17 protein-coding genes and 1 tRNA gene are annotated in these 21,605 nt (G+C 31.2%); 10 read left to right on the top strand and 8 right to left on the bottom strand.

The window, feature by feature from the left end; translation table 11 throughout:
• Positions 1-90: 90 nt before the first annotated feature.
• Positions 91-164 (top strand) — tRNA-Thr (locus tag ACIQ11_RS02400).
• A gap of 110 nt (positions 165-274) precedes the next feature.
• Here ACIQ11_RS02400 and ACIQ11_RS02395 read toward each other — a convergent pair.
• Both ACIQ11_RS02395 and ACIQ11_RS02390 read right to left on the bottom strand, forming a co-directional pair.
• Complete coding sequence (locus ACIQ11_RS02395) at positions 275-661, bottom strand: PUR family DNA/RNA-binding protein (RefSeq protein ID WP_353077327.1); 387 nt, start codon at positions 659-661, stop codon at positions 275-277.
• A gap of 71 nt (positions 662-732) precedes the next feature.
• On the bottom strand, positions 733-2,496 hold the full coding sequence (locus tag ACIQ11_RS02390) for an ABC transporter ATP-binding protein (protein WP_396152474.1): 1,764 nt from the start codon (positions 2,494-2,496) through the stop codon (positions 733-735).
• 175 nt (positions 2,497-2,671) lie between these two features.
• Here ACIQ11_RS02390 and ACIQ11_RS02385 point away from each other — a divergent pair, with 175 nt between their 5' ends.
• The 4 genes from ACIQ11_RS02385 to yajC all read left to right on the top strand — a co-directional run bounded on the left by ACIQ11_RS02385 (position 2,672) and on the right by yajC (position 5,526).
• On the top strand, positions 2,672-3,778 hold the full coding sequence (locus tag ACIQ11_RS02385) for a Glu/Leu/Phe/Val dehydrogenase (RefSeq protein WP_396152472.1): 1,107 nt from the start codon (positions 2,672-2,674) through the stop codon (positions 3,776-3,778).
• An 81-nt stretch (positions 3,779-3,859) separates the two neighbouring features.
• A complete protein-coding gene (gene nusB / locus ACIQ11_RS02380; protein ID WP_396152470.1) occupies positions 3,860-4,801 on the top strand; it encodes a transcription antitermination factor NusB in 942 nt (313 codons plus the stop codon).
• Positions 4,802-4,811: 10 nt separating this feature from the next.
• Positions 4,812-5,246: a DUF1573 domain-containing protein gene (locus tag ACIQ11_RS02375; protein ID WP_396152468.1), complete on the top strand. Its 435-nt coding sequence runs from the start codon at positions 4,812-4,814 to the stop codon at positions 5,244-5,246.
• Positions 5,247-5,253: 7 nt separating this feature from the next.
• Positions 5,254-5,526 (top strand): preprotein translocase subunit YajC, encoded by a 273-nt coding sequence (gene yajC, locus ACIQ11_RS02370; RefSeq protein ID WP_396152467.1) that lies wholly within the window; start codon positions 5,254-5,256, stop codon positions 5,524-5,526.
• Positions 5,527-5,641: 115 nt separating this feature from the next.
• Here yajC and pepT read toward each other — a convergent pair whose 3' ends face one another.
• The 4 genes from pepT to ACIQ11_RS02350 all read right to left on the bottom strand — a co-directional run bounded on the left by pepT (position 5,642) and on the right by ACIQ11_RS02350 (position 10,455).
• Complete coding sequence (gene pepT, locus ACIQ11_RS02365) at positions 5,642-6,889, bottom strand: peptidase T (protein ID WP_396152465.1); 1,248 nt, start codon at positions 6,887-6,889, stop codon at positions 5,642-5,644.
• A gap of 105 nt (positions 6,890-6,994) precedes the next feature.
• Positions 6,995-7,990 (bottom strand): energy transducer TonB, encoded by a 996-nt coding sequence (locus ACIQ11_RS02360; RefSeq protein WP_396152463.1) that lies wholly within the window; start codon positions 7,988-7,990, stop codon positions 6,995-6,997.
• 108 nt (positions 7,991-8,098) lie between these two features.
• Positions 8,099-9,325, bottom strand: a complete 1,227-nt coding sequence (locus ACIQ11_RS02355) for a Glu/Leu/Phe/Val dehydrogenase dimerization domain-containing protein (RefSeq protein WP_396152461.1) — start codon at positions 9,323-9,325, stop codon at positions 8,099-8,101.
• Positions 9,326-9,393: 68 nt separating this feature from the next.
• Entirely contained in the window at positions 9,394-10,455 is a 1,062-nt protein-coding gene (locus tag ACIQ11_RS02350; protein ID WP_396152459.1) for an anhydro-N-acetylmuramic acid kinase, read from the bottom strand.
• A gap of 96 nt (positions 10,456-10,551) precedes the next feature.
• On the opposite strand from ACIQ11_RS02350, the gene ACIQ11_RS02345 reads away from it, so the two are divergent.
• Positions 10,552-11,691, top strand: coding sequence for an acyl-CoA dehydrogenase (locus ACIQ11_RS02345; protein ID WP_396152457.1), 1,140 nt, complete (start codon positions 10,552-10,554; stop codon positions 11,689-11,691).
• Between the two features lie 50 nt (positions 11,692-11,741).
• Here ACIQ11_RS02345 and murF read toward each other — a convergent pair whose 3' ends face one another.
• The gene (gene murF, locus ACIQ11_RS02340; protein WP_396152456.1) at positions 11,742-13,025 is read right to left on the bottom strand and encodes a UDP-N-acetylmuramoyl-tripeptide--D-alanyl-D-alanine ligase; all 1,284 of its coding nucleotides are present in this window, start codon (positions 13,023-13,025) and stop codon (positions 11,742-11,744) included.
• Positions 13,026-13,087: 62 nt separating this feature from the next.
• Positions 13,088-14,803, bottom strand: coding sequence for a gliding motility lipoprotein GldJ (gene gldJ, locus ACIQ11_RS02335; RefSeq protein ID WP_396152454.1), 1,716 nt, complete (start codon positions 14,801-14,803; stop codon positions 13,088-13,090).
• 192 nt (positions 14,804-14,995) lie between these two features.
• On the opposite strand from gldJ, the gene porU reads away from it, so the two are divergent.
• The 4 genes from porU to ACIQ11_RS02315 all read left to right on the top strand — a co-directional run.
• On the top strand, positions 14,996-18,859 hold the full coding sequence (gene porU, locus ACIQ11_RS02330; protein ID WP_396152452.1) for a type IX secretion system sortase PorU: 3,864 nt from the start codon (positions 14,996-14,998) through the stop codon (positions 18,857-18,859).
• Positions 18,860-18,954: 95 nt separating this feature from the next.
• Positions 18,955-20,127, top strand: a complete 1,173-nt coding sequence (porV, locus tag ACIQ11_RS02325) for a type IX secretion system outer membrane channel protein PorV (RefSeq protein ID WP_396152450.1) — start codon at positions 18,955-18,957, stop codon at positions 20,125-20,127.
• Positions 20,128-20,218: 91 nt separating this feature from the next.
• On the top strand, positions 20,219-20,701 hold the full coding sequence (locus ACIQ11_RS02320; RefSeq protein ID WP_396152449.1) for a cytidine deaminase: 483 nt from the start codon (positions 20,219-20,221) through the stop codon (positions 20,699-20,701).
• A 121-nt stretch (positions 20,702-20,822) separates the two neighbouring features.
• Positions 20,823-21,605: thiamine pyrophosphate-dependent enzyme (locus tag ACIQ11_RS02315; RefSeq protein WP_396152447.1), on the top strand; the 783-nt coding region annotated here is incomplete at its 3' end.

Here is a 21,605-nt window from a genome sequence, read left to right as displayed (position 1 = left end):
ACGAATTAAACTAAAAAAAATCGCAAAAAAAAAGATTATTTTTTTTGCAAATTAAATTATCAAGACTATATTTGCACTGCAAAATGAGTCGCCGGTGTAGCTCAGCTGGCTAGAGCAGCTGATTTGTAATCAGCAGGTCGTGGGTTCGAGTCCCTCCACTGGCTCAAAAAAAGGCAATCGAAAGATTGCCTTTTTTTATTTGTATTTATTGAAGTTTAAAAAATCAAAATGGGTTATAAAAAAAAATGCTTTCCTAAGAAAGCATTTTTTTGTTTTAAATATCGTCAAAATCTATATCTGTGTAACTTTTTGAAGAAGTAGAAGTAGGTTCTTCAGAATTGGAGTATTCTGCACCATCAGATTCTTTTTTAAAATCTTTTTGATGTCTTTCTGAAATTACTTCTTCTCCTTTATGGTTAATTACATATTCGGTCATTTCGCTTAAAATTTCATTAAAAGAAGCAAAATCTTCTTTATATAAATAAATTTTATGTTTTTTAAAATGATACGAACCATCTTCTTCTGTAAATTTTTTACTTTCAGTAATGGTAATGTAATAATCGTCTGCTTTTGTTGCTCTTACATCAAAGAAGTACGTTCTTCTTCCTGCTCTTAATACCTTAGAAAAAATGTCTTTTTCTACTAACTCTTTGTCATTCATAATCCTTCGTTCAATTATTAGTTGTTTTCGTGTTTCAAAAATCTAAAAAAAAACTTTATTAAACAATTTTTTTAAGCATTTTCTTTTTCAGAAAGTTGTTTTATGAATAAATCTTTATAAAAGCCTTCTTCTTTTACAAGTTCATTGTGTGTGCCTTGTTGTACAATTTTTCCTTCATCTAAAATAATAATTTTATTTGCGTTTTTTGCAGCAGAAGCTCTATGTGTAACGATAATAGTTGTTTTGTCTTTGAAAATTAATTTAAAATTATTGATTATTTTTTCTTCAGTTTCTGTATCAACGGCGCTTAAACAATCATCTAAAATTAATATTGGTGCTTCTTTAATTATCGCTCTTGCAATTGAAACTCGTTGTTTTTGTCCGCCTGACAATGTAATACCTCGTTCTCCTAAAATAGTGTCATATTTATTAGTAAACAATTGAATATTATCATCCACTACAGCCATTTTTGCTGCTTCAATAATTTCATCGTCAGTGGCATCTTCTTTTCCAAATTTTATATTGTTTTTTATTGAATCGGAAAACAAGAATGGATCTTGCGTAACAATACTCATACTTTTTCTCAAATGATATAAATCGTAATCTGCTAAATCTTTACCATCAATTTTAATTTTAGAAATTCCAGATACGTCGTGAATTCGAGTTAATAAAGATAATATGGTAGATTTTCCTGATCCTGTTTTTCCTAAAATCGCTATGGTTTCTCCCTTGTTTATTGTGAAACTAACATCTGTTAGTGCTTTTATGTTCGTGTCATCGTAGGTATAACTTACATTTTCAAAACTAATTTCTCCTTCAATTGGAGTGGTAATTGTTCCTATATTTTGAATTTCGGGTTGTTCTGTTAAAAATTCATTGATTCGTTTTTGTGAGGCTTCTGCTTCTTGAACCAATGAAGAAACCCAGCCAAATGAAGCTACAGGCCAAACTAACATTCCTATGTATAATAAAAACTTAGCTATTACGCCAATATCTTTAATTTCTCCATTAACATACATTTGCCCGCCTACAAAAATTACAATTAAATAACTTAATCCAATTAATAAAATCATTAGAGGTCCAAATAAAGCGTTTGTTTTGGCTAACGCTAAGTTTTTTTCTTTACTAATTTTAGATAATTTAATGAATTCATTATTTCTATCATTTTCTAAAGCATATGCTTTTATTACTCTGATTCCAGAAAAAAATTCTTGTGTAAAAGAGGAAAGCGTAGATAGGTTTTCTTGATATTCGGTACTTTTTTTATTGATTCGTTTGCTTAAAACAAAAATACTATAAGATAAAATGGGTAACGGAAGCAAGCAATAAATGGTAAGTTTTACGTTAACTGCCGACATACTAATAATGATTGCAGCAAATCGAATTATTGTATTTATGGTATACATTACCGCTGGTCCTACGTACATTCTTACTTTTCCGACATCTTCACTAATACGATTCATTAAATCGCCGGTTCTGTTTTTTTTGTAAAAATTTTGAGAAAGGTTTTGGTAATGATTGAATATTTCATTTTTCAAATCAAATTCTACAAAACGTGACATTACAATTAGGGTTTGACGCATTAAAAAGGTCAAAAATCCAGCAATTAAAGTGCAGAATATGATTAGTGCAATATTTTTAAAGAGTTCGTTTTTTAATAAAACAGTGTCTTTGTTTTCCGATTTCAGAAAGGTTTCAATTAAGGAAATTGATTTCCCAACTAATTCCGGAGTGTATAATGCAAATATTTGTGCTACAATAGTAATGACAATTCCAAATAAAAAGCGGAATTTGTATTTTATGAAATATTTATTTAAATATTGTAATTCTTTCATTTAAAGTAATGTAATTAAAAGTAATTTTAATTTTGTTAGTTAATTTATGTTTTTTTCTATTTTATGTTTAAAGCTTGTAATTATTGTATTCGTAAAAATAAAATAAAATACGAGAATTTTATATAATTTATACCTATTTTTGCGACTTATTATTGACAAATAATCAAATATACTCATGACAACAGATATTATAAATTCAAACGAACTACATAAAGTAGATCCTGTTTTTGGTCAAATTTCTTTTGACGGACACGAACAAGTTGTTTTTTGTAATGACAAAGATACAGGATTAAAAGCAATAATAGGAATTCATAATACCGTTCTTGGACCTGCACTTGGAGGTACCAGAATGTGGAAATATGCAAACGAGTGGGAAGCCTTAAATGATGTGTTGCGATTATCTCGCGGTATGTCTTTTAAATCTTCTATTTCTGGATTGAATTTAGGTGGTGGAAAAGCAGTTATTATTGGGGATGCCAAAACTGAAAAAACACCTGAATTGATGAGAAAATTCGGTGAATATGTAAATTCATTATCAGGAAAATATATTACAGCTGAAGATGTTGGAATGGAAACTAAAGATATGGATACGGTAAGAGAAGTAACGCCTTATGTTACTGGAATTTCTGAAAGTAAAGGCGGCTCTGGAAATCCTTCTCCAATCACAGCATATGGAGTTTTTATGGGAATGAAAGCGGCTGCTAAACACAAATTTGGCGTAGATACTTTAGCTGGAAAGAGCGTTTTAGTTCAAGGAATTGGACATGTTGGAGAAGTTTTAGTACAACATTTAACGAATGAAGGTGCTATTGTAACTATTTCTGACATTAATGAAAATAGATTACACGAAGTGGGTTCAAAATACGGCGCTAAAATTTTTAGTGGAAACGATTTATACAGTTTAGATGTTGATATTTATGCACCATGTGCTTTAGGCGCTACTATTAACGATGAAACCATTAGCAAGATTCAAGCAAAAGTAATTGCTGGGGCGGCTAATAATCAACTTGCTAATGAAGTGATTCATGGAAAATTATTAAAAGAAAAAGGAATTTTATATGCTCCTGATTTCTTAATAAATGCAGGTGGTGTAATTAATGTGTATTCTGAGTTGGCAAATTTAACTTCTGCTCAAGTAATGGAAAAAACAGAAAATATTTATAACACTGCAATGGACATCTTTACGTTATCAGATGCTCAAAATATTACAACACATCAAGCGGCATTAAATATTGCTCAAAAAAGAATTGATGACAGAAAAAAAGAATTACAAAACAAATAATTCTTTAAAATAAAAAATTGTAAATTTGTCCCGAAATAAAACAATAATTATTTCGGGATAATTTTTTTAAAGTTCTTAGCCATGCTTAACAGAAGACATTTTAGAGTAAAAGTGATGCAAACCATCTATGCAATGCATCGTCACGAATCGGATTCATTAGATAAAGAGGAAAAATTTTTATTACAAAGTATTGAAAATTCTCAAGATTTATATTTAGTTATGCTTTCTATTTTCAATGAATTACAACTCAAAGAAAAAGCATATTTAGAATTAGCTTCTAAAAAACATTTGGCTACAAAAGAAGAACAAAATCCTAACTTTAAGTTTGTAAATAACAGTTTCTTTAAAATTTTAGGAAATCACACTGCCTTTTATGATAAATTAGAAGAAAGAAAAATTGACAATTGGAAACGTAATGACGATTGTATTATTTTCCTTTTAGAAGCAATTAAAACTTCGGATGTATACAAACGATATATGGCAGTTGAAACATCAGAATTTAAGAAAGATATTTTCTTTATATATGATGTTTTTAATGAGATTATTGCACCAAACGAAAAACTTTACGATTATTTAGAAGATTATAAAATTACATGGGTTGATGATATTCCTGTAATTAACACCTTACTTTCTAAGCAAATTAAGTCGATAAAAAGTTTCGATGATTCTTTAGAGTTGCCAGTTGTTTTTAAAGATTTAGATGACAAAGAATTTGTAAGAAATTTATTTAGAAAAACAGTTTTAAATGAATTGGAATTTGCAGCCACATTTGAAAATAAAACACCAAATTGGGATAAGGAGCGTATAGCGGAATTAGACACTATCATCCTTAAAATGGCTATTTGCGAATTGTTAAAATTTCCATCAATTCCTGTAAAAGTTACATTAAATGAATATTTAGAAATTGCTAAAGAATATTCTACGCCAAAAAGTAGTATATTTATCAACGGAATTTTAGATAATTTAGTAAAAGAATTTCAAGCCGATGATAAGATTAAAAAAGCGGGTAGAGGATTGTTATAAATTAATCGATATGAAAAAAACAATTAGAATTTTTGTAGTAGCTTCATTGCTAATTACTTGGTCTTGTAAAAAAGAGTTGTCACCAGAAGAAAATTTGATGCTTAGTTTACAAAAGAATGCTGATGCGCCAAAAACGAAAGTTGCATTTGATAAAGAGGTTCACGATTTTGGTGAAGTTAAACAAGGTGAAATAGTATCTACGACTTTTACTATTAAAAATGTAGGTGAAAACGATTTGTATGTATTGGAGGCACATGGTTCTTGTGGCTGTACCGTTCCTGAAGTTACAAAAGAAGCAATAAAACCTGGAGAATCAGCGCCAATTGATGTAAAATTTGATTCTAACGGAAAGTCTGGAGAAGTTACAAAATCAGTCTTGATTACGTGTAATACAGCAAAAATTGTTGAAACTATTAATATAAAAGCAAGTATTAAATCTAAATAAAAACGATATGAATCCAATGTTAATTGCACAGTTGTTATTAATGATAGGAGTGTTTTACTTCTTAATCATTATGCCAAAAAACAAAAAAATTAAATTAGAAAAACAATTTTTAACCGATTTAAAAACAGGCGATAAAATTATTACAATTGCCGGAATTCATGGTAAAGTTTCTGAAATTGCTGAAACTACAATTGTTATGGAAACCATGTCGGGTAAATTAAAAATTGAAAAAAGTTCAATTTCTGCTGAAATGAGTTTAAAATTGAACGAGAAGAAATAATATTTTAAATTCCAAAAAAATAAATTCCAAATTCCAAACTGAAAAAACAGTGGAATTTGGAATTTTTATTTTATGCTAAATCCAATTTTGGGATTTGGGATTTTTAATTTGGAATTTATTTCTTATTTTGAACCGCGTTTAATTCTGCAATTTTCACAATTACTTCAACAGCTTTTTGCATACTTTCTACAGGAACATATTCGTATTTACCGTGAAAGTTATGTCCGCCAGCAAAAATATTCGGACAAGGTAATCCCATAAATGATAAACGCGAACCATCAGTTCCACCACGAATTGGCTTAATTAAAGGTTTTATGTTTAATTCTTTCATAGCTTGTTCGGCAAGTTTTACAATATGCATTACAGGTTCTACTTTTTCACGCATATTATAATATTGGTCTTTTATTTCTAAAACAGCAATGTCTTCGCCAAATTGTTTTTGGTATTTTTTATTAATTTTAGCAACTACTTCTTCAACATATAATTTACGTTTTTCGAATTTTTTTCTATTATGATCTCTAATAATCAATTGCACTAAAGTATCTTCTATACTCCCTTGAATATTTGTAACGTGATAAAATCCTTCGTAATTTTTAGTCGTTTCAGGAGTTTCATCTTTCGGTAATTTAGAAATAAATTTATTTGCTAAAAGCATCGAATTGATCATTTTTCCTTTCGCATATCCTGGATGTACGCTTTTTCCTTTAAAAGTTATTTTTACTCCAGCTGCATTAAAATTTTCATACTCTAATTCGCCAATTTGACTTCCGTCCATAGTATATGCCCAATCTGCACCAAATTTTTCTACATCAAAGTGGTCTGCGCCACGTCCAATTTCTTCATCTGGTGTAAAACATACTTTTAATGCTCCGTGTTTAATTTCTGGATGTTGCACTAAATATTCCATTGCAGTCATAATTTCTGTAATTCCTGCTTTGTCATCTGCACCAAGTAGCGTAGTACCGTCAGTAGTAATTAAAGTTTGACCTTTATATTGTAATAAATCTTTAAAGTAAGAAGGCGATAAGATGATGTTTTTTTCGGCATTTAAAACAATATCGCCACCATCATAATTTTTAATAATTTGTGGTTGTACATCTTTTCCAGTAAAATCTGGTGTAGTATCAAAATGCGAAACAAAACCAATTGTAGGTACTTCGTAATCTAAATTACTTGGTAAAGTTGCCATTACATAGGATTTGTCGTCAATTGAAACATCTGACAAACCTATTTGTTTTAACTCTTCAACTAATTTATTGGCTAAATCCCATTGTTTAGCAGTACTTGGAGTTGTGTTAGATTCCGGATCCGATTCTGTATCTACAGTAACGTATCCAATAAAACGGTCAATTATATGTTGCATCTGTTTTGTTTTTAATAGTGATGCAAATATAAATGTTTAATGTTTAATGTTTAAAAGTTTAGAAGGTTTATTTGGGAATTCGTATTGAAATTCTTCAGCTTAAAATTAATTCTTAAAATTATAAGTAATAGTTCCTACTTGTTTTTCAGCAGCTGAATCACTTGGTGACCATTTTGTTTTTCGAGCAAAGTTTTTAGCTAATGCAATTAAGCAAGCATCTCCCGTTGTACCTCTACCATTTGATACTCCAATTGTATTTCCAGCTTTATCAACGGTAACCTCAATTACTACTTTTCCAAAAGAATTACATTCGTTACCAACTGCGGGTTGACTTATATTTCTTCTTCCTGCTAAACTATAATTGGCACCACCTGTGCCACCACTTCCATTTCCGCCACCAGACCCTGAGCCATTTCCGGCTCCTGTTCCCGTACCGTTTCCAGTTCCATTTCCGCCACCCGTTCCTCCTCCAGAACCGCCGCCGCCATAATACCCGTTTGAATTGGCATTTCCGTTAGCTGAACCTTGATTTCCGTTTGTAGTACTATTTCCATCACCACCTTTGTTTTTACCTTTAATCATATTGCTCAAAGCGCTATTAGGTTTTTTTACAGGCGTTTTTGGAGTTTCTACTGGTTTTGTTTCGGTAGGTTTTTTATCTTTAGGTTTGATTTTAGATTTTGGTGGAGTAGGTACATCGGCACCTGTATTATCTTGAGTTATGATTTCATCAGTTGTTGCCTCTTCAGGTTCTGATGCTACATCTTTCATATTAACTTCTAAAGTTTCATTTAAATAATCATCACCTTTTCCAAAATCGGTATCGCCATAATTTAAGGTAACGCCACCGCCACCGCCACCTTGCGCAATTAACATTTCGGTTTTTCCATATGGAGGCCAAAATCGTACAAATAATAATAAAAGTACAATGCAGACTACTGAATGTGTAGTAATTACAATTGATTTATTGGAATCAGAAAGAGTTGATTTCTTTAGAAAATGAATTAACAACCAAATTGAACCAATTAACAAAACCAGTAAAAGCAAGGTAAAATAGCCGTGCTCGTATAGTGTTTTAAATAAATTTATAATTGATTTCATTTTTGGTTTTTTGTAATAACGATTAAAAGTAATAAAAATTGTTGAAACAAAAAAACTAGGTTCAAAATAGTTTAAACCTAGTTTTTAATAGTTAAGGTATTTTTAATTTTATACCAATTGTTTTAAAGCAATTTCATAAGCTCTAGCGCTAATATTTGTCTTGCTAGAATTTACATCAAATGTTTTTTGAATGGCTTTTCCAATAATTTCAGAAGCATCATTAAAGATAGCTTCATCTGTCATTTGTACTTTTTTCTCCATAAAGTAAGCAAAAACTCTTGCCATTCCACAGTTTGAAATAAAATCTGGAATTAAACTTACTTTATTGTCAGTTTCTTCCATAATAGGTCCGTAGAAAATTGCTGCGTCGGCAAAAGGAACATTAGCCCCACACGAAATCACTTCTAAACCATTTGTAATCATATTTTCTACATTGTCTTTAGAAACAATTCTTGAAGCGGCACACGGAGCAAAAATTTGTGCACCAATTTTCCAAATTTTATCATTTATTTCAGCAAAAGGAATCATTTGGTCAGAAACCAATTTGTTACCATCTTTATTTCTGAATAATTCTGTGATTTCTTCAAATGTAAATCCGTTTTCGTTTAGTACACCGCCATCTCTATCGATAATTCCAACTACTTTCGCACCCATTTTAGCTAAATAAAAAGCGGCGGCAGAACCTACATTTCCAAAACCTTGTACAATGGCTTTTTTGCCAACAACGCTTCCTCCATAAATTCCGTAAAAATGCTTTACAGCCTCTGCTACTCCGTAACCTGTAATCATATCGGCTACAGTATATTTTTTAGATAAATCTGGAGTAAATTCGCCATTTTCAATTACTTTGATTACACCCTGACGTAATTGTCCGATTCTATTGATTTTATCTGCTTCACTTGGTTTGAAATGTCCGTTGAAAACACCTTCTTGCGGATGCCATACACCACATTCTTCTGTCATTGGTATTACTTCGTGAATTTCATCTACATTTAAATCGCCACCTGTTCCGTAATAATTTTTTAATAAAGGAGAAACCGCTTTATACCAACGTTCTAAAACACCTTTTTTACGAGGATCTGCTGGATCGAAATTAATTCCAGATTTCGCTCCACCAATCGCAGGACCAGAAACTGAAAATTTTACTTCCATCGTTTTAGCTAAAGAAAGTACTTCGTTTTGATCTAATCCTTTTCTCATTCGTGTTCCACCACCTGCGGCACCACCACGTAATGAATTTATTACTGTCCAACCTTCTGCTTCCGTTTCAGGATCTTTCCAGTTAAATACTATTTCAGGTTCTTTGTTTTCGAATTTATGTAGTAAATCTTTCATTTTTTGATTTTAGGGTTTGATTTATTTTGCAAATATAATTGTAAAAAATGATTACGGAAAATTATTAGTTAAAATACTTCTCCTGAGCTATGATTTTGTTTAGCGCCTGTTACACTTGACAAAACATTAATTTCATTTCGTAATTTTAGCACGCCAAGTAATGCGAAAATTAAAGCTTCTTTATATTGTATGGTTTTTTCATCAGGAATAATTACTTCAATTGCTGGTAAATAGTTTTTTATTCTTCCGATAAGAAAATCGTTATAAACTCCTCCGCCAGAAATTAATAGTCTTCCAGTTTTGTATTGTAATGTTTTTCCAATTTGGAAGGCAATATGCTCTGTAAATGTTCGCATTTTGTCTTCTGTTGAAATGGAATAATTCTCTAAAAGAGGTAAAATAATTTCTTGTACAAATTCAAAACCTAATGATTTCGGATATGGTTTTTGATAAAATTCTAACGTATTCAATTCATCAAATAATGTGGCACTTATATTCCCAGATTCTGAAATTTTACCTTTATCGTCATATTCTAATCCAAACGTATTCGCATAGAAATTTAAAACGGTATTTACAGGCGAAATGTCAAAAGCAATTCGCTCATTATTTTCTTTAAAAGAAATATTTGAAAAGCCACCTAAATTTAAACAATAATCGAATTCAGAAAATAAAATTTTATCGCCAATTGGCACTAAAGGAGCGCCTTGTCCACCAAAAAGCACATCTTGAACTCTAAAATTACAAACTACTTTTTGATTTGTAATTTTTGCGATTTCTGGTAAATTACCAATTTGAAGCGTGAAGCCATTTTGTGGTTGATGTAAAATAGTATGTCCGTGTGAACAAACCGCATCAAGATTTGAAATGTCGTTTTTGGCTATGAATTCAGAAATAATATTTCCTAATAAATTCGTATATTCAATATTTAACTCTGAAAGCTCAGTGTTACTAAAATGAATTCCATTTTTTAGTTTTGAAATCATTTCATTTGAATACGAAATAGTATCACATTCAAATATTTGATAGGACCATTTTCCATGATTTATTTCAAAATTAATATGTGCCAAATCCACTCCATCTAATGAAGTACCTGACATTACGCCGATAACGTTATAGTTGTGCTTAAACATGGGTTAAAAATACAATTTCTTATTGAAAATTTGATATTATTTACCTACATTTGAGCGAAATTTTTATGATATATTCAATTAACTTATAGTAAAATAATGGATTTTAAATTAAATGAAGAACAATTAATGATTCAACAAGCGGCGAAAGATTTTGCTGTTACAGAATTATTACCTGGTGTTATTGAAAGAGATGAACATTCAAAATTTCCAACCGAGCAAGTTAAGAAAATGGCGGAACTTGGTTTTATGGGAATGATGGTTGACCCTAAATATGGCGGTGCAGGTTTAGATAGTGTTTCCTATGTATTAGCTATGGAAGAAATTGCTAAAATTGATGCCTCTGCAGCAGTTATTATGTCTGTAAATAATTCTTTAGTTTGTGCTGGTTTAGAAAAATATGGTTCGGAAGAACAAAAAATTAAATATTTAACCCCTTTAGCTAAAGGTGACGTAATTGGTGCTTTTTGTTTGTCTGAGCCAGAAGCGGGTTCTGATGCAACTTCACAAAAAACAACTGCAATTGACATGGGTGACCATTATTTATTAAATGGTACCAAAAATTGGATTACAAATGGAGGTACAGCTTCTACATATTTAGTTATTGCGCAAACAGACGTTTCAAAAGGGCATAAAGGAATTAATGTTTTAATAGTAGAAAAAGGAATGCCTGGTTTTGAAGTTGGGCCTAAAGAAAAGAAAATGGGTATTCGTGGTTCGGATACGCATACACTATTATTTAATGATGTAAAAGTTCCAAAAGAAAACAGAATTGGTGAAGACGGTTTTGGTTTTGCTTTTGCCATGTCAACTTTAAATGGTGGAAGAATCGGAATTGCTTCTCAAGCATTAGGAATCGCTCAAGGGGCTTATGAATTAGCATTGAAATATTCTCAAGAGCGAGTGGCATTTAAAAAACCAATTTTTCAACATCAAGCAATCGCTTTCAAATTAGCAGATATGCATGTGAAAATTACATGTGCACGATTGTTAATTCATAAAGCAGCAACTGAAAAAGATTTAGGTCAGGATATTGCTCATTCAGGTGCTATGGCAAAATTATATGCCTCTGAAATTGCTTTAGAAGTAGCTAATGAAGCGGTACAAATTCATGGTGGTAATGGTTATGTTAGTGAATATCACGTAGAACGTATGATGCGTGATTCTAAAATCACACAAATTTATGAAGGAACTTCAGAGATTCAAAGAATTGTGATTTCTAGAGGTTTGGTTTCGTAATATTCTAATATTATTATAATAAAAAAGGCAGCCAATTGTTGCCTTTTTTATTATAGTAATTCTAGCGTTCTTTCTAAACTCATTCCGCGAGAACCTTTTATCAGTAGAAAACTATTTTCTGTTTTTTGATTTGTGAAATTTGCTTGAAAAGATTCAAATGTGTCGTGAAAATGCATATTTGAATTTAAATTTTTATGAGAAAAAAAATCTTTTCCAATAAAATAAAACATAATTTCTGTTTGATTTATACAAAAGTCAATTAGTTTTTTGTGTTCCTCGAAACTTTCTATACCTAACTCAAACATATCTCCTAAAATAGCGATTTTATTTTTCTCATTTAATTGAAAGAAATTGGTTAACGCTGCATGCATACTACTCGGATTGGCATTGTATGCATCGAGGATTATTTTGTTTGAATTTTTTTCTATTAGTTGAGAACGATTATTATTTGGAATGTAGTTTTCTATACCAAATTTTATTTTTTCATTTGAAACGCCAAAATGTTTACCAATAGTTATTGCTGCATTTATATTATTAGCATTATATAATCCTATTAAATGCGATTGAATAATAGTGTTATCAAACTCAATTTTTACCATTGGATTGGTTTCTATCTTAGAAATGGAAACGAAATTTTCTGGAGAATTTAAACCAAAAGTAATTCTGCTGATGTTTTTCGTTTTATCATTTTGAATGGCATCATCAGTGTTTACAAATGCTGTTTTTTGGTTCGAAAAAAGAAATTCGTACAATTCGCTTTTGCCTTTAATTACACCTTCTGTTCCGCCGAATCCTTCTAAATGGGCTTTTCCAAAATTGGTGATATATCCATAATCGGGTTGGCAAATACCGCATAGCATTTCAATTTCTTTTTGATGATTGGCACCCATTTCTACAATGCCTATTTCTGTACTTTTATCAAAAGAAAGTAGAGTTAATGGAACGCCAATGTGATTGTTTAAATTTCCAATGGTTGCTTTGGTGTTGTATTTTTGAGAAAGTACAGCATAAATTAGTTCTTTGGTAGTAGTTTTTCCGTTACTTCCGGTTAATCCAATTATGGTAATATTAATTTGATTCCTGTGGTAATTTGCTAATTTTTGTAATGCCTCTAGTGCATTTTCTACTAAAATGAACCGGTCGTCAATTTTAAATTCTACTTCATCTACAATTGCAAATTTGGCACCGCTTTCTAAAGCACTTAAAGCAAATTTATTTCCGTTAAAGTTATCGCCTTTGAGCGCTACAAACATATTGTTTGCGTTGATTTTTCTATTGTCAGTTGCAATACCGGTTGATTGCAAAAAGTAGTTGTAAATTGTTGCTATTTCCATACTGCTAAAATAAAAAAAAGCCCTTTAAAAATAAAGGGCTTTTGTATATTATTTAAGAAATATTATTTCTTAACGTTACCTCTTGGTGTTTTCTTGTTAGATTTTGGTCCAACTTTAGACATTGCACATCTAAATCCAATATAGTCTGTAGCCATATCTTGTGGAAAATATCTTCTTGATGCTGGGTCTAACCAATAGGCTCTATCTCTCCATGATCCTCCTTTGTATACTCTAACATTATCGTCAACCAAAGTAGTTCTGTTATCAGATTTGTCATATTGTCTTAATTGATTTCCGGCACTATCTGCTGAAATTTTATGTAATGGAGATTTATACATTCTTTTATTTGGATCCTCTTTTTTAGTTGCTTCTTCATCAGTTGCTCCAAAGTCAAAATATCTTGTTGATTGTCTGTCTCCATCTCTATAATTTTTATTATCAGAAGTAGAAAAGTTTTGTCTTAAATACGTTTCGTTTTCGTCAACTGGAACTTGCGCAATAGATCCTGGAAAGTTTCTAGCAATTACTTTACCAGTACTTAATGTATCATATTTAATGTTTTCGCTAGTAATCATTTCTACAGTACCATCATCACCAATTTTATTCTTAGTGTATACGTTTCCTCTAAAGTAGTTAAAGTCATTCGCTTCATCATCAATAATTGGTCTGTAAACGTCTTGTACCCACTCTGCAACGTTACCAGCCATATCATATAATCCGAAATCATTTGGAGGGTAAAATTTAACAATTTGTGTAATATCGGCACCGTCATCAGACCATCCAGCAATTCCACCGTAATCTCCTTTACCTTGTTTGAAGTTAGCTAATTGATCACCTTTTAATTGTCTTTTACCAGAACGAGTATATTGACCTTTCCAAGGATATTTTTTTTGTCCTTTGTAAATATTGTATTCTCTGTTTCCTACTAATGCTAATGCAGCATATTCCCATTCTGCTTCAGTTGGAAGTCTGTATTCCGGTAAAATTATTCCAGAACTTCTTTGAGCATATACATTTTTAGCTTCAGTACCTGTAGCTGATCCAGAATTTTTAATAGGACCTTTTTTGCCCATTTGTTTTTTCAAAACAATATCATCTTTTCCACCAAAAGTTTTTGAAGGTGAATTGATATATGATTCAGTATCAAAATTTGAATCTGCAGTTACTTCTGCACTGATTTTATTTCCTTTTTTAAGGTAACCTTCTTTTTCAAGAATATTTTCGTTTACACGATTGGTTCTCCATTCACAAAATTCTGTAGCTTGAATCCAGTTTACTCCAACTACAGGATAATTTGAATAAGCAGGATGTCTTAAATAGTAATTAGTCATCGTCTCGTTATATCCTAAACGACTTCTCCAAACTAAAGTATCTGGAACAACTCCATTATAAATGTGTTTGTAATTATCTTCTGTTGGAGGATAAACCGATTTCACCCAATATAAGTATTCAGCATACATCATATTTGTAACTTCCGTTTCATCCATGTAAAAGGATTGAACATGTTGCTTTGTTGGGCTGTTATTCCAATCGTGCATTACGTCGTCTTCTACTTTACCCATTGTGAACGTACCGCCTTCAATTGAGGTCATTCCAGGTGGATTTTCTTGCTTTTTAAACTTAGTGTTATATTGGAAACCACCTTTTTTATCGTTGATTTGCCATCCAGTTGCGCTAGAACCACCTTTAGTGTTTCCGCTCTTACTGCAGCTGGTAAAACCTATTGCTACAGTCAACGCTAGTAACAATTTTAAAGTCATAATTTTAGTAACTTTCATACTTTTGTAGGTAAAAAATTTAAGTGCCGCAAGATACTAATAAACCATTAATATGCAACAAAAAAATAAAAAAAATTAAACAATAATTTTACTTGATATATATAGAAACGAAAAAACGTGTTAAATATTGTATAAAGTTATTTAAAAATTTATTATTTGCAATATTTTAGTTTATTTTGCGTTATGATGGAAATGAAAAAGAAATATCTACTTTTATTATTGGTTTCATTTTTGAGTTTTGCTCAAAACACTAAAGAATTTTCATTGATATGGAATGATAATGCCGCATTTGTAATAGGTGAAACAAAGTACATTATACCTCAATTTCAATCGGAGAATTTTGAATTTCACGAAGCAAAAAAATCAATTACATATGTAAATAGTTTCAAGGTGCCTGGCTTGGTTTCTGAAGGAGCTGCCTCAATTGAAAATATTGTATATGAAACAATAGATGTATCTAAATTAAGTGGTTTGGATATCTCTAAAATTTTCTCCAAAATTGATTTTAAATCATTTTCTTCATTTGCAAGAGATGATGCCTATTTTTCTTTTAATTTTAATCCAATAATTAAAGATAATTCGGGATATAAAAGAGTAAAATCATTTACACTAAATTATTCGATTTCAAATTCCAATAGGTCGTCTCAAAGTACTAATTCTATTCAAAACTCTGTTTTAGCATCAGGTTCTTGGCATAGATTTTATGTTGAAAAATCAGGAGTTTATTTAGTAAGCAAAAGTTTTCTTCAAAGTATTGGTGTAAATGTTGCTGTTGACCCAAGAACTATTAAAATATATGGCAATGGCGGTAGAATGTTACCTTTATTAAATAGTACTTCTTATCCAATTGATTTAGAAGAAAATGCCGTTCAGTTTATTGGCGAAGAAGACGGTGTTTTTAATGATAATGATTACATTTTATTTTATGCTGAAGGCGTGGACACTTGGAACGAAGAAAGTTTAACGCACGTAAATCAATTTGCAGACAGATCGTATTATTATGTTTCTACTTCTGGCTCAGCTGGAAAGAGAATCCAACCTTATATGGAGCCCGTTGGTTCTGCAAACTTATTTCTTTCAAATTATGACGGCTATCAATTTCACGAAGTAGACCTTTTTAATGCCGGAAAAATAGGTAGAAGATGGTTTGGCGAAAAATTTGATTTAGATGATAATCAGACTTTTCCATTCGTATTGCCAAATTATACTTCGGGTTCACCCGTAAATTTATCTGCGAATTTTGCAGCTGTTTCTTTTGTTTCCACTTCATTTAAAGTAAAAGCAAATGCTGTAGATATTGGAACCGTTCCAATAAACGCAGCTGTAGGTTCTGCTCTAGGTTTTGAAAATATTCTAAATACCAGCTTTGTTCCTACTTCAAACTCGGTAACTATCGATTTATCATACATTAATAATGGTGTGCCATCTTCAAAAGGATATTTAGATTACATTATTTTAAAATACAATGCCGAATTAAAAGGGTTTGGTAAACAGTTTTTGTTTTCAAATAATTTAGTAAAAACAAACATTGGTGTTGGACAATTTGCTATTTCTAATGCGACAAATATTAAATCGGTTTGGGATGTTACGGATATATATAATGTAACAAAATTAGATAACACGCAAAATAGTATATCTTTTAAATTGAATTTAGGTCAAGATAAAAAGTTTGTTGCAGTTGATAATCTGGATTTTTACACTCCTTTAAGAGAAAATGAAACAAATGTGGCTAATCAAAATTTAAAAGGGACTATTTTTAAAAATAACCAAGGTCTTTTTCAAGATATTGATTATTTAATAGTTACTCCATCTAGTTTAGTAGCACAAGCAGAAACATTAGCTAATTTTCATAGAAACAATTCAAATATGAATGTTAAAGTAGTGTCGCTACCTTTAATATATACTGAATTTGGAGGCGGAAAACAAGATGTAGCTGCTATAAGAAATTTTGTAAAATATGTGTATGATAATGCTTCAAATACAGTTAATAAAGTAAAATATTTAAATTTATTTGGGGATGCCTCTTACGATTTTAAGAATAGAATTCGAAACAACACTAATGTAGTGCCTATTTTTCATGGTTTTGAAGTGTCTCAATCTTTAAATCCAAACAATAGTAGTAATTTCTCTTTGTTTTCATCTTTTATGTCCGATGATTTCTTTACGCTTATGGATGACAATGAAGGAAATATGCAATCTTCAGCAGATTTAATGGATTTAGCTGTAGGTAGAATGCTAGTTTCTTCAAACACACAAGCTTCAGAAATGGTAAACAAAGTACTTGAATATCATGATGAAAGATCTTACAAAAGATGGCGAAATAACCTAGTTTATTATGCTGATGACCCCGATCCTTTTTTATCTGGTGATTATTTATTACAAAAAGATTTAAACGAATTAGCTGATGAAGTTTCAGTCGCAAATCCGTTTTTTAATAGCAATAAAATTTTTACTGATGCATACGTACAAGAAGTAAGTGCTGGTGGTCCAAGGTACCCTCAAGCAAAAAAATCATTTTTAGACGCTATCGAATTAGGGGCTTTAGTCTTAAATTATTACGGACATGGAAATGAAGAAAGTTTTGCTGTAGAACGCATTTTTGAAAAAGCAGATGCACAAGCATTAGGAAACAGATTTAAATATCCGCTGTTTATTACTATTACTTGTGAATTTACTAGGTTTGATGACCCAAACCGCCCGACAGGTGGAGAATATATGTATTGGAATAAAGCTGGAGGCGCCATTTCATTGTTGGCTACAACCAGACAAATTAGTCAATCTTTAGGAATTCAGTTAAATGAAGAAATTTATAATAATTTGTTCACTATGGAAAACAATTCCTATATTTCCATTGCAGAATCACTTCGTCGTGCTAAAATTAATATTGGTGGTTCAAACAAAAGAGTTGTTTTTTATATTGGCGATCCTGCATTAAAATTAGCCATTCCAAGGCCAAAAGTAGTTTTAACCAAAGTAAATGGCGAAAACATTAATACAACATCACTTTCTTTACAAGCTTTGTCATTAGCTACACTGTCAGGAGAGGTTTTGGACGAGAACAATGCTATAATAGCTAATTATAATGGAGATTTAGCTGTACAGGTTTATGATAAAAATTTAAACAGATTAACATTAGATAACGACAATGCTTCTTTGCCACCTTATAATCAACCTAAACTAAATTTTGTGAGTTTAGGAGAAGTTATCTACAGAGGAAATGCATCAGTAGTAAACGGAAAGTTTGAATTTAGTTTTATCGTACCACAAGATATTCAAATTCCAATAGGGAATGGTAGAGTAAGTTTTTATGCTAAAAGTATCTCGCCAACTTTACAAAATCAAACGGGTTATAACACTCAAATTAAAGTTGGTGGTGTGAATACATTAGCCCCTTCTGATACCACTCCGCCGAAGTTAAAATTGTACATGAACGATACGAATTTTGTGAGTGGTGGGATTACAAATGAATCACCAATTTTCCTGGCTTTTCTTGAAGATGAAAACGGAATAAACACCGCAAGTGGAATTGGACACGATATTGTGGCTATTTTGGATAATGATGAAAACAATCCATACAATTTAAATGATTATTACGAAACTGAAAACAATAACTATAAAAAAGGAAAGGTTACCTATCCTTTTAGGGATTTAGCTCCTGGTTTACATACTATTTTGTTTAAAGCTTGGGATGTATATAATAATTTAATTACGGCTGAAATTCAGTTTGTGGTTATTGGCGATGGTGATTTAGAATTACAAAATGTTTTAAATTATCCAAATCCGTTTGTAAGTTATACCGAATTTTGGTTTAGTCACAATCGACCATTTGAACCATTAGATGTACAAGTTCAAATTCTAACCATAACAGGGAAATTGGTAAAAACAATTAATCAAACTATTGTAAATGAAGGATTTACTTCAAGAGATATAAAATGGGATGGTAAGGATGATTTTGGTGATAAAATAGGTAAAGGCGTTTATGTCTATAAACTAACAGTAAAATCAGCAATAACGGGGAAAAAAACAGAAAAAATAGAAAAACTTGTAATCCTATAAAAAAAATGTATATTTGTCAATTCACTATAAAAACAAGCATATTGAAATAAAATTACATCTGAAATTAATATATAAATAGTAACCAAATCAAACAGATGAAAAATCTAATTAAACTTTTAACAATTTTAGTAGTTGCGCAATACACCTACGCGCAAGAAAGAGTAATAACTACAGCAGTACCTTTTTTATTAATCGCTGCAGACGCTCGTTCTGCGGGTTTGGCAGATATGGGTGTGGCGACTTCTGCAGATGCATATTCGCAACAATATAACCCATCAAAATACGCGTTTTCAAAGCAAAAACAAGGATTTTCAATGAGTTATACGCCTTATTTAACCAGTATAGCAAATGATATTTCTTTAGGACAATTGACATATTTTAATAGGTTTAATGACCGTATGGCTTTTTCTGGTAGTTTGCGTTATTTTGGTTTTGGAGATATTGAACTAAGAGAAACAGGTGACCCAAATGAAGTACCAGTAATCACAAGTCCAAATGAATTCGCAATTGATGGTTCGTATTCATTAAAACTTAGTCCAGAATTTGCGATGGGCGTTTCGGGTCGTTATATTCGCTCTAATTTAAAAATTGCCAATGCAACAACTGATGCTAGACCAGCAACTACATTTGCGGTGGATGTTTCAGGTATTTATCAGTCGGAAGAAGAAGTGTTTGATAATTTTAATGGAAGATGGCGAGCAGGTTTTAATTTTCAAAATTTAGGTCCGAAATTATCATATGATAATGATTTATTAAATGAAAACTTTATTCCAGCAAATATGCGATTGGGAGGAAGTTTTGATTTTATTTTAGATGATTATAATAAAGTAAGTTTAATTGGTGAAACTACAAAATTATTAGTGCCAACACCTCAAACTGTTACGGATTTAAATAATGACGGCGTAATTAATGCTACTGATAAATCCATAAACAATCAAAATTATAGACAAATAAGTTGGACAAGCGGAATTTTTCAATCTTTTGGCGATGCGCCTAACGGTTTTTCAGAAGAGTTACAAGAATTTACTTGGGCGTTAGGAGCTGAATATTGGTACCAAGATTCATTTGCTTTAAGAACAGGTTATTTTAATGAAAGCGTAGAAAAAGGTGCCAGAAAATACCTAACATTAGGAGCAGGGTTTAAATATAACACAGTTAAAATAGACGTTTCTTATTTGTTTTCAGCATCTAAAGTTAGAAATCCACTTGAGAATACTTTACGATTTTCTTTATCATTTAATTTTGGAGACGAATACGATGATAACTAATAAAATATATAATTAATTTTAATCCAAATTCAATATTTTTGAATTTGGATTTTTTTTCCAAAATAAGTAAAAATATATAAATAAGTAACTTATGAAAGAAATACGAATAGAAACTAAAGTATCTGTTTTTGAGTCATTTGATGAATTATCGGATTCGGAAAAAGAATATATGAATAAAGCCATTGAAATTAGAAAAAAAGCGTATGCGCCCTATTCTAAATTTTTAGTAGGTGCAGCAATTGTTTTAGATAATGGTTTAGTATTACAAGGTTCTAACCAAGAAAACGCTGCGTATCCATCCGGTTTGTGCGCAGAACGAGTAGTTATTTTTTATGCTGGTGCAAATTATCCAGACAATAAAATTGTAAAAATGTTTATTTCGGCTGCACCATCAGACCGTGAGGCAACAAGTCCAATTCCTCCTTGTGGTTCGTGTCGTCAATCCATTTCTGAATATGAAGTGAAACAAGATTTGCCTATCGAAATTTATTATATGGGATCGATTGGACCAATACATAAATCGGATTCTTTGAAAAATTTATTGCCTTTTATGTTTGATAAAGCGAATCTATAACGATTTCGTTAGTAAAAAATAAAATAAATTGATTATTTTCTTAATTTAAACAGCAATAAATTTTTAGAATAAAATACGTTGTAGTATTTTTGTGGTTCATAAAAAATAAATAGTTACATATATGAAACCAATTACAAAAGAAGTATATCTAAAATGGTATGAAGACATGCAGTTTTGGAGAAAGTTTGAAGACAAATTAGCAGCCTTATATATACAACAAAAAGTAAGAGGATTTCTTCATTTATATAACGGACAAGAAGCCGTTTTAGCAGGTGCATTACACGCTATGGAATTAGGCGGAAAAGATAAAATGATTACCGCTTATAGAAATCACGTACAGCCAATTGGTATGGGTGTAGATCCTAGAGCCGTAATGGCAGAATTATTAGGAAAAGTTACCGGAACTTCAAAAGGTATGGGTGGTTCAATGCATATTTTTTCTAAAGAACACGGTTTTTATGGTGGTCATGGTATTGTTGGTGCTCAAATTCCTGTTGGTGCAGGTATGGCTTTCGCCGATAAATATTTCGAAACAGGTGGTGTAACATTGACTTATTTTGGAGATGGAGCAGCACGTCAAGGATCATTACATGAAGCATTTAATATGGCTATGTTGTGGAAACTACCGGTTGTTTTTATTTGTGAAAATAACGGATATGCTATGGGAACTTCAGTAGAAAGAACTGCCAATCATACAGATATTTGGAAGTTAGGTTTAGGTTACGAAATGCCTTGCGGACCTGTAGATGCAATGAATCCTGTTAAAGTAGCCGAAGCCATGCATGAAGCAATGGAACGCGCAAGAAGAGGTGAAGGGCCAACTTTCTTAGAGATGAAAACATACAGATATAGAGGACATTCTATGTCTGATGCACAACATTATAGAACTAAAGACGAAGTAGAA

It is taken from the genome of Flavobacterium sp. (assembly GCF_044361065.1).
GTDB lineage: Bacteria > Bacteroidota > Bacteroidia > Flavobacteriales > Flavobacteriaceae > Flavobacterium.
Note: the sequence above shows the minus strand (reverse complement) of the source record. Positions and strands in the feature narration are given on the sequence as shown.

Excerpts from the sequence above, each read along its gene's own strand:
- yajC (WP_396152467.1), top strand. The coding sequence starts at position 5,254 with ATGAATCCAATGTTAATTGCACAGTTGTTATTAATGATAGGAGTGTTT.
- ACIQ11_RS02375 (WP_396152468.1), top strand. The coding sequence starts at position 4,812 with ATGAAAAAAACAATTAGAATTTTTGTAGTAGCTTCATTGCTAATTACT.
- pepT (WP_396152465.1), bottom strand. The coding sequence starts at position 6,889 with ATGCAACATATAATTGACCGTTTTATTGGATACGTTACTGTAGATACA.
- ACIQ11_RS02320 (WP_396152449.1), top strand. The coding sequence starts at position 20,219 with ATGAAAGAAATACGAATAGAAACTAAAGTATCTGTTTTTGAGTCATTT.
- porV (WP_396152450.1), top strand. The coding sequence starts at position 18,955 with ATGAAAAATCTAATTAAACTTTTAACAATTTTAGTAGTTGCGCAATAC.
- ACIQ11_RS02390 (WP_396152474.1), bottom strand. The coding sequence starts at position 2,496 with ATGAAAGAATTACAATATTTAAATAAATATTTCATAAAATACAAATTC.
- ACIQ11_RS02395 (WP_353077327.1), bottom strand. The coding sequence starts at position 661 with ATGAATGACAAAGAGTTAGTAGAAAAAGACATTTTTTCTAAGGTATTA.
- nusB (WP_396152470.1), top strand. The coding sequence starts at position 3,860 with ATGCTTAACAGAAGACATTTTAGAGTAAAAGTGATGCAAACCATCTAT.
- murF (WP_396152456.1), bottom strand. The coding sequence starts at position 13,025 with ATGGAAATAGCAACAATTTACAACTACTTTTTGCAATCAACCGGTATT.
- ACIQ11_RS02385 (WP_396152472.1), top strand. The coding sequence starts at position 2,672 with ATGACAACAGATATTATAAATTCAAACGAACTACATAAAGTAGATCCT.
- ACIQ11_RS02350 (WP_396152459.1), bottom strand. The coding sequence starts at position 10,455 with ATGTTTAAGCACAACTATAACGTTATCGGCGTAATGTCAGGTACTTCA.
- ACIQ11_RS02355 (WP_396152461.1), bottom strand. The coding sequence starts at position 9,325 with ATGAAAGATTTACTACATAAATTCGAAAACAAAGAACCTGAAATAGTA.
- gldJ (WP_396152454.1), bottom strand. The coding sequence starts at position 14,803 with ATGAAAGTTACTAAAATTATGACTTTAAAATTGTTACTAGCGTTGACT.
- ACIQ11_RS02345 (WP_396152457.1), top strand. The coding sequence starts at position 10,552 with ATGGATTTTAAATTAAATGAAGAACAATTAATGATTCAACAAGCGGCG.
- ACIQ11_RS02360 (WP_396152463.1), bottom strand. The coding sequence starts at position 7,990 with ATGAAATCAATTATAAATTTATTTAAAACACTATACGAGCACGGCTAT.
- porU (WP_396152452.1), top strand. The coding sequence starts at position 14,996 with ATGAAAAAGAAATATCTACTTTTATTATTGGTTTCATTTTTGAGTTTT.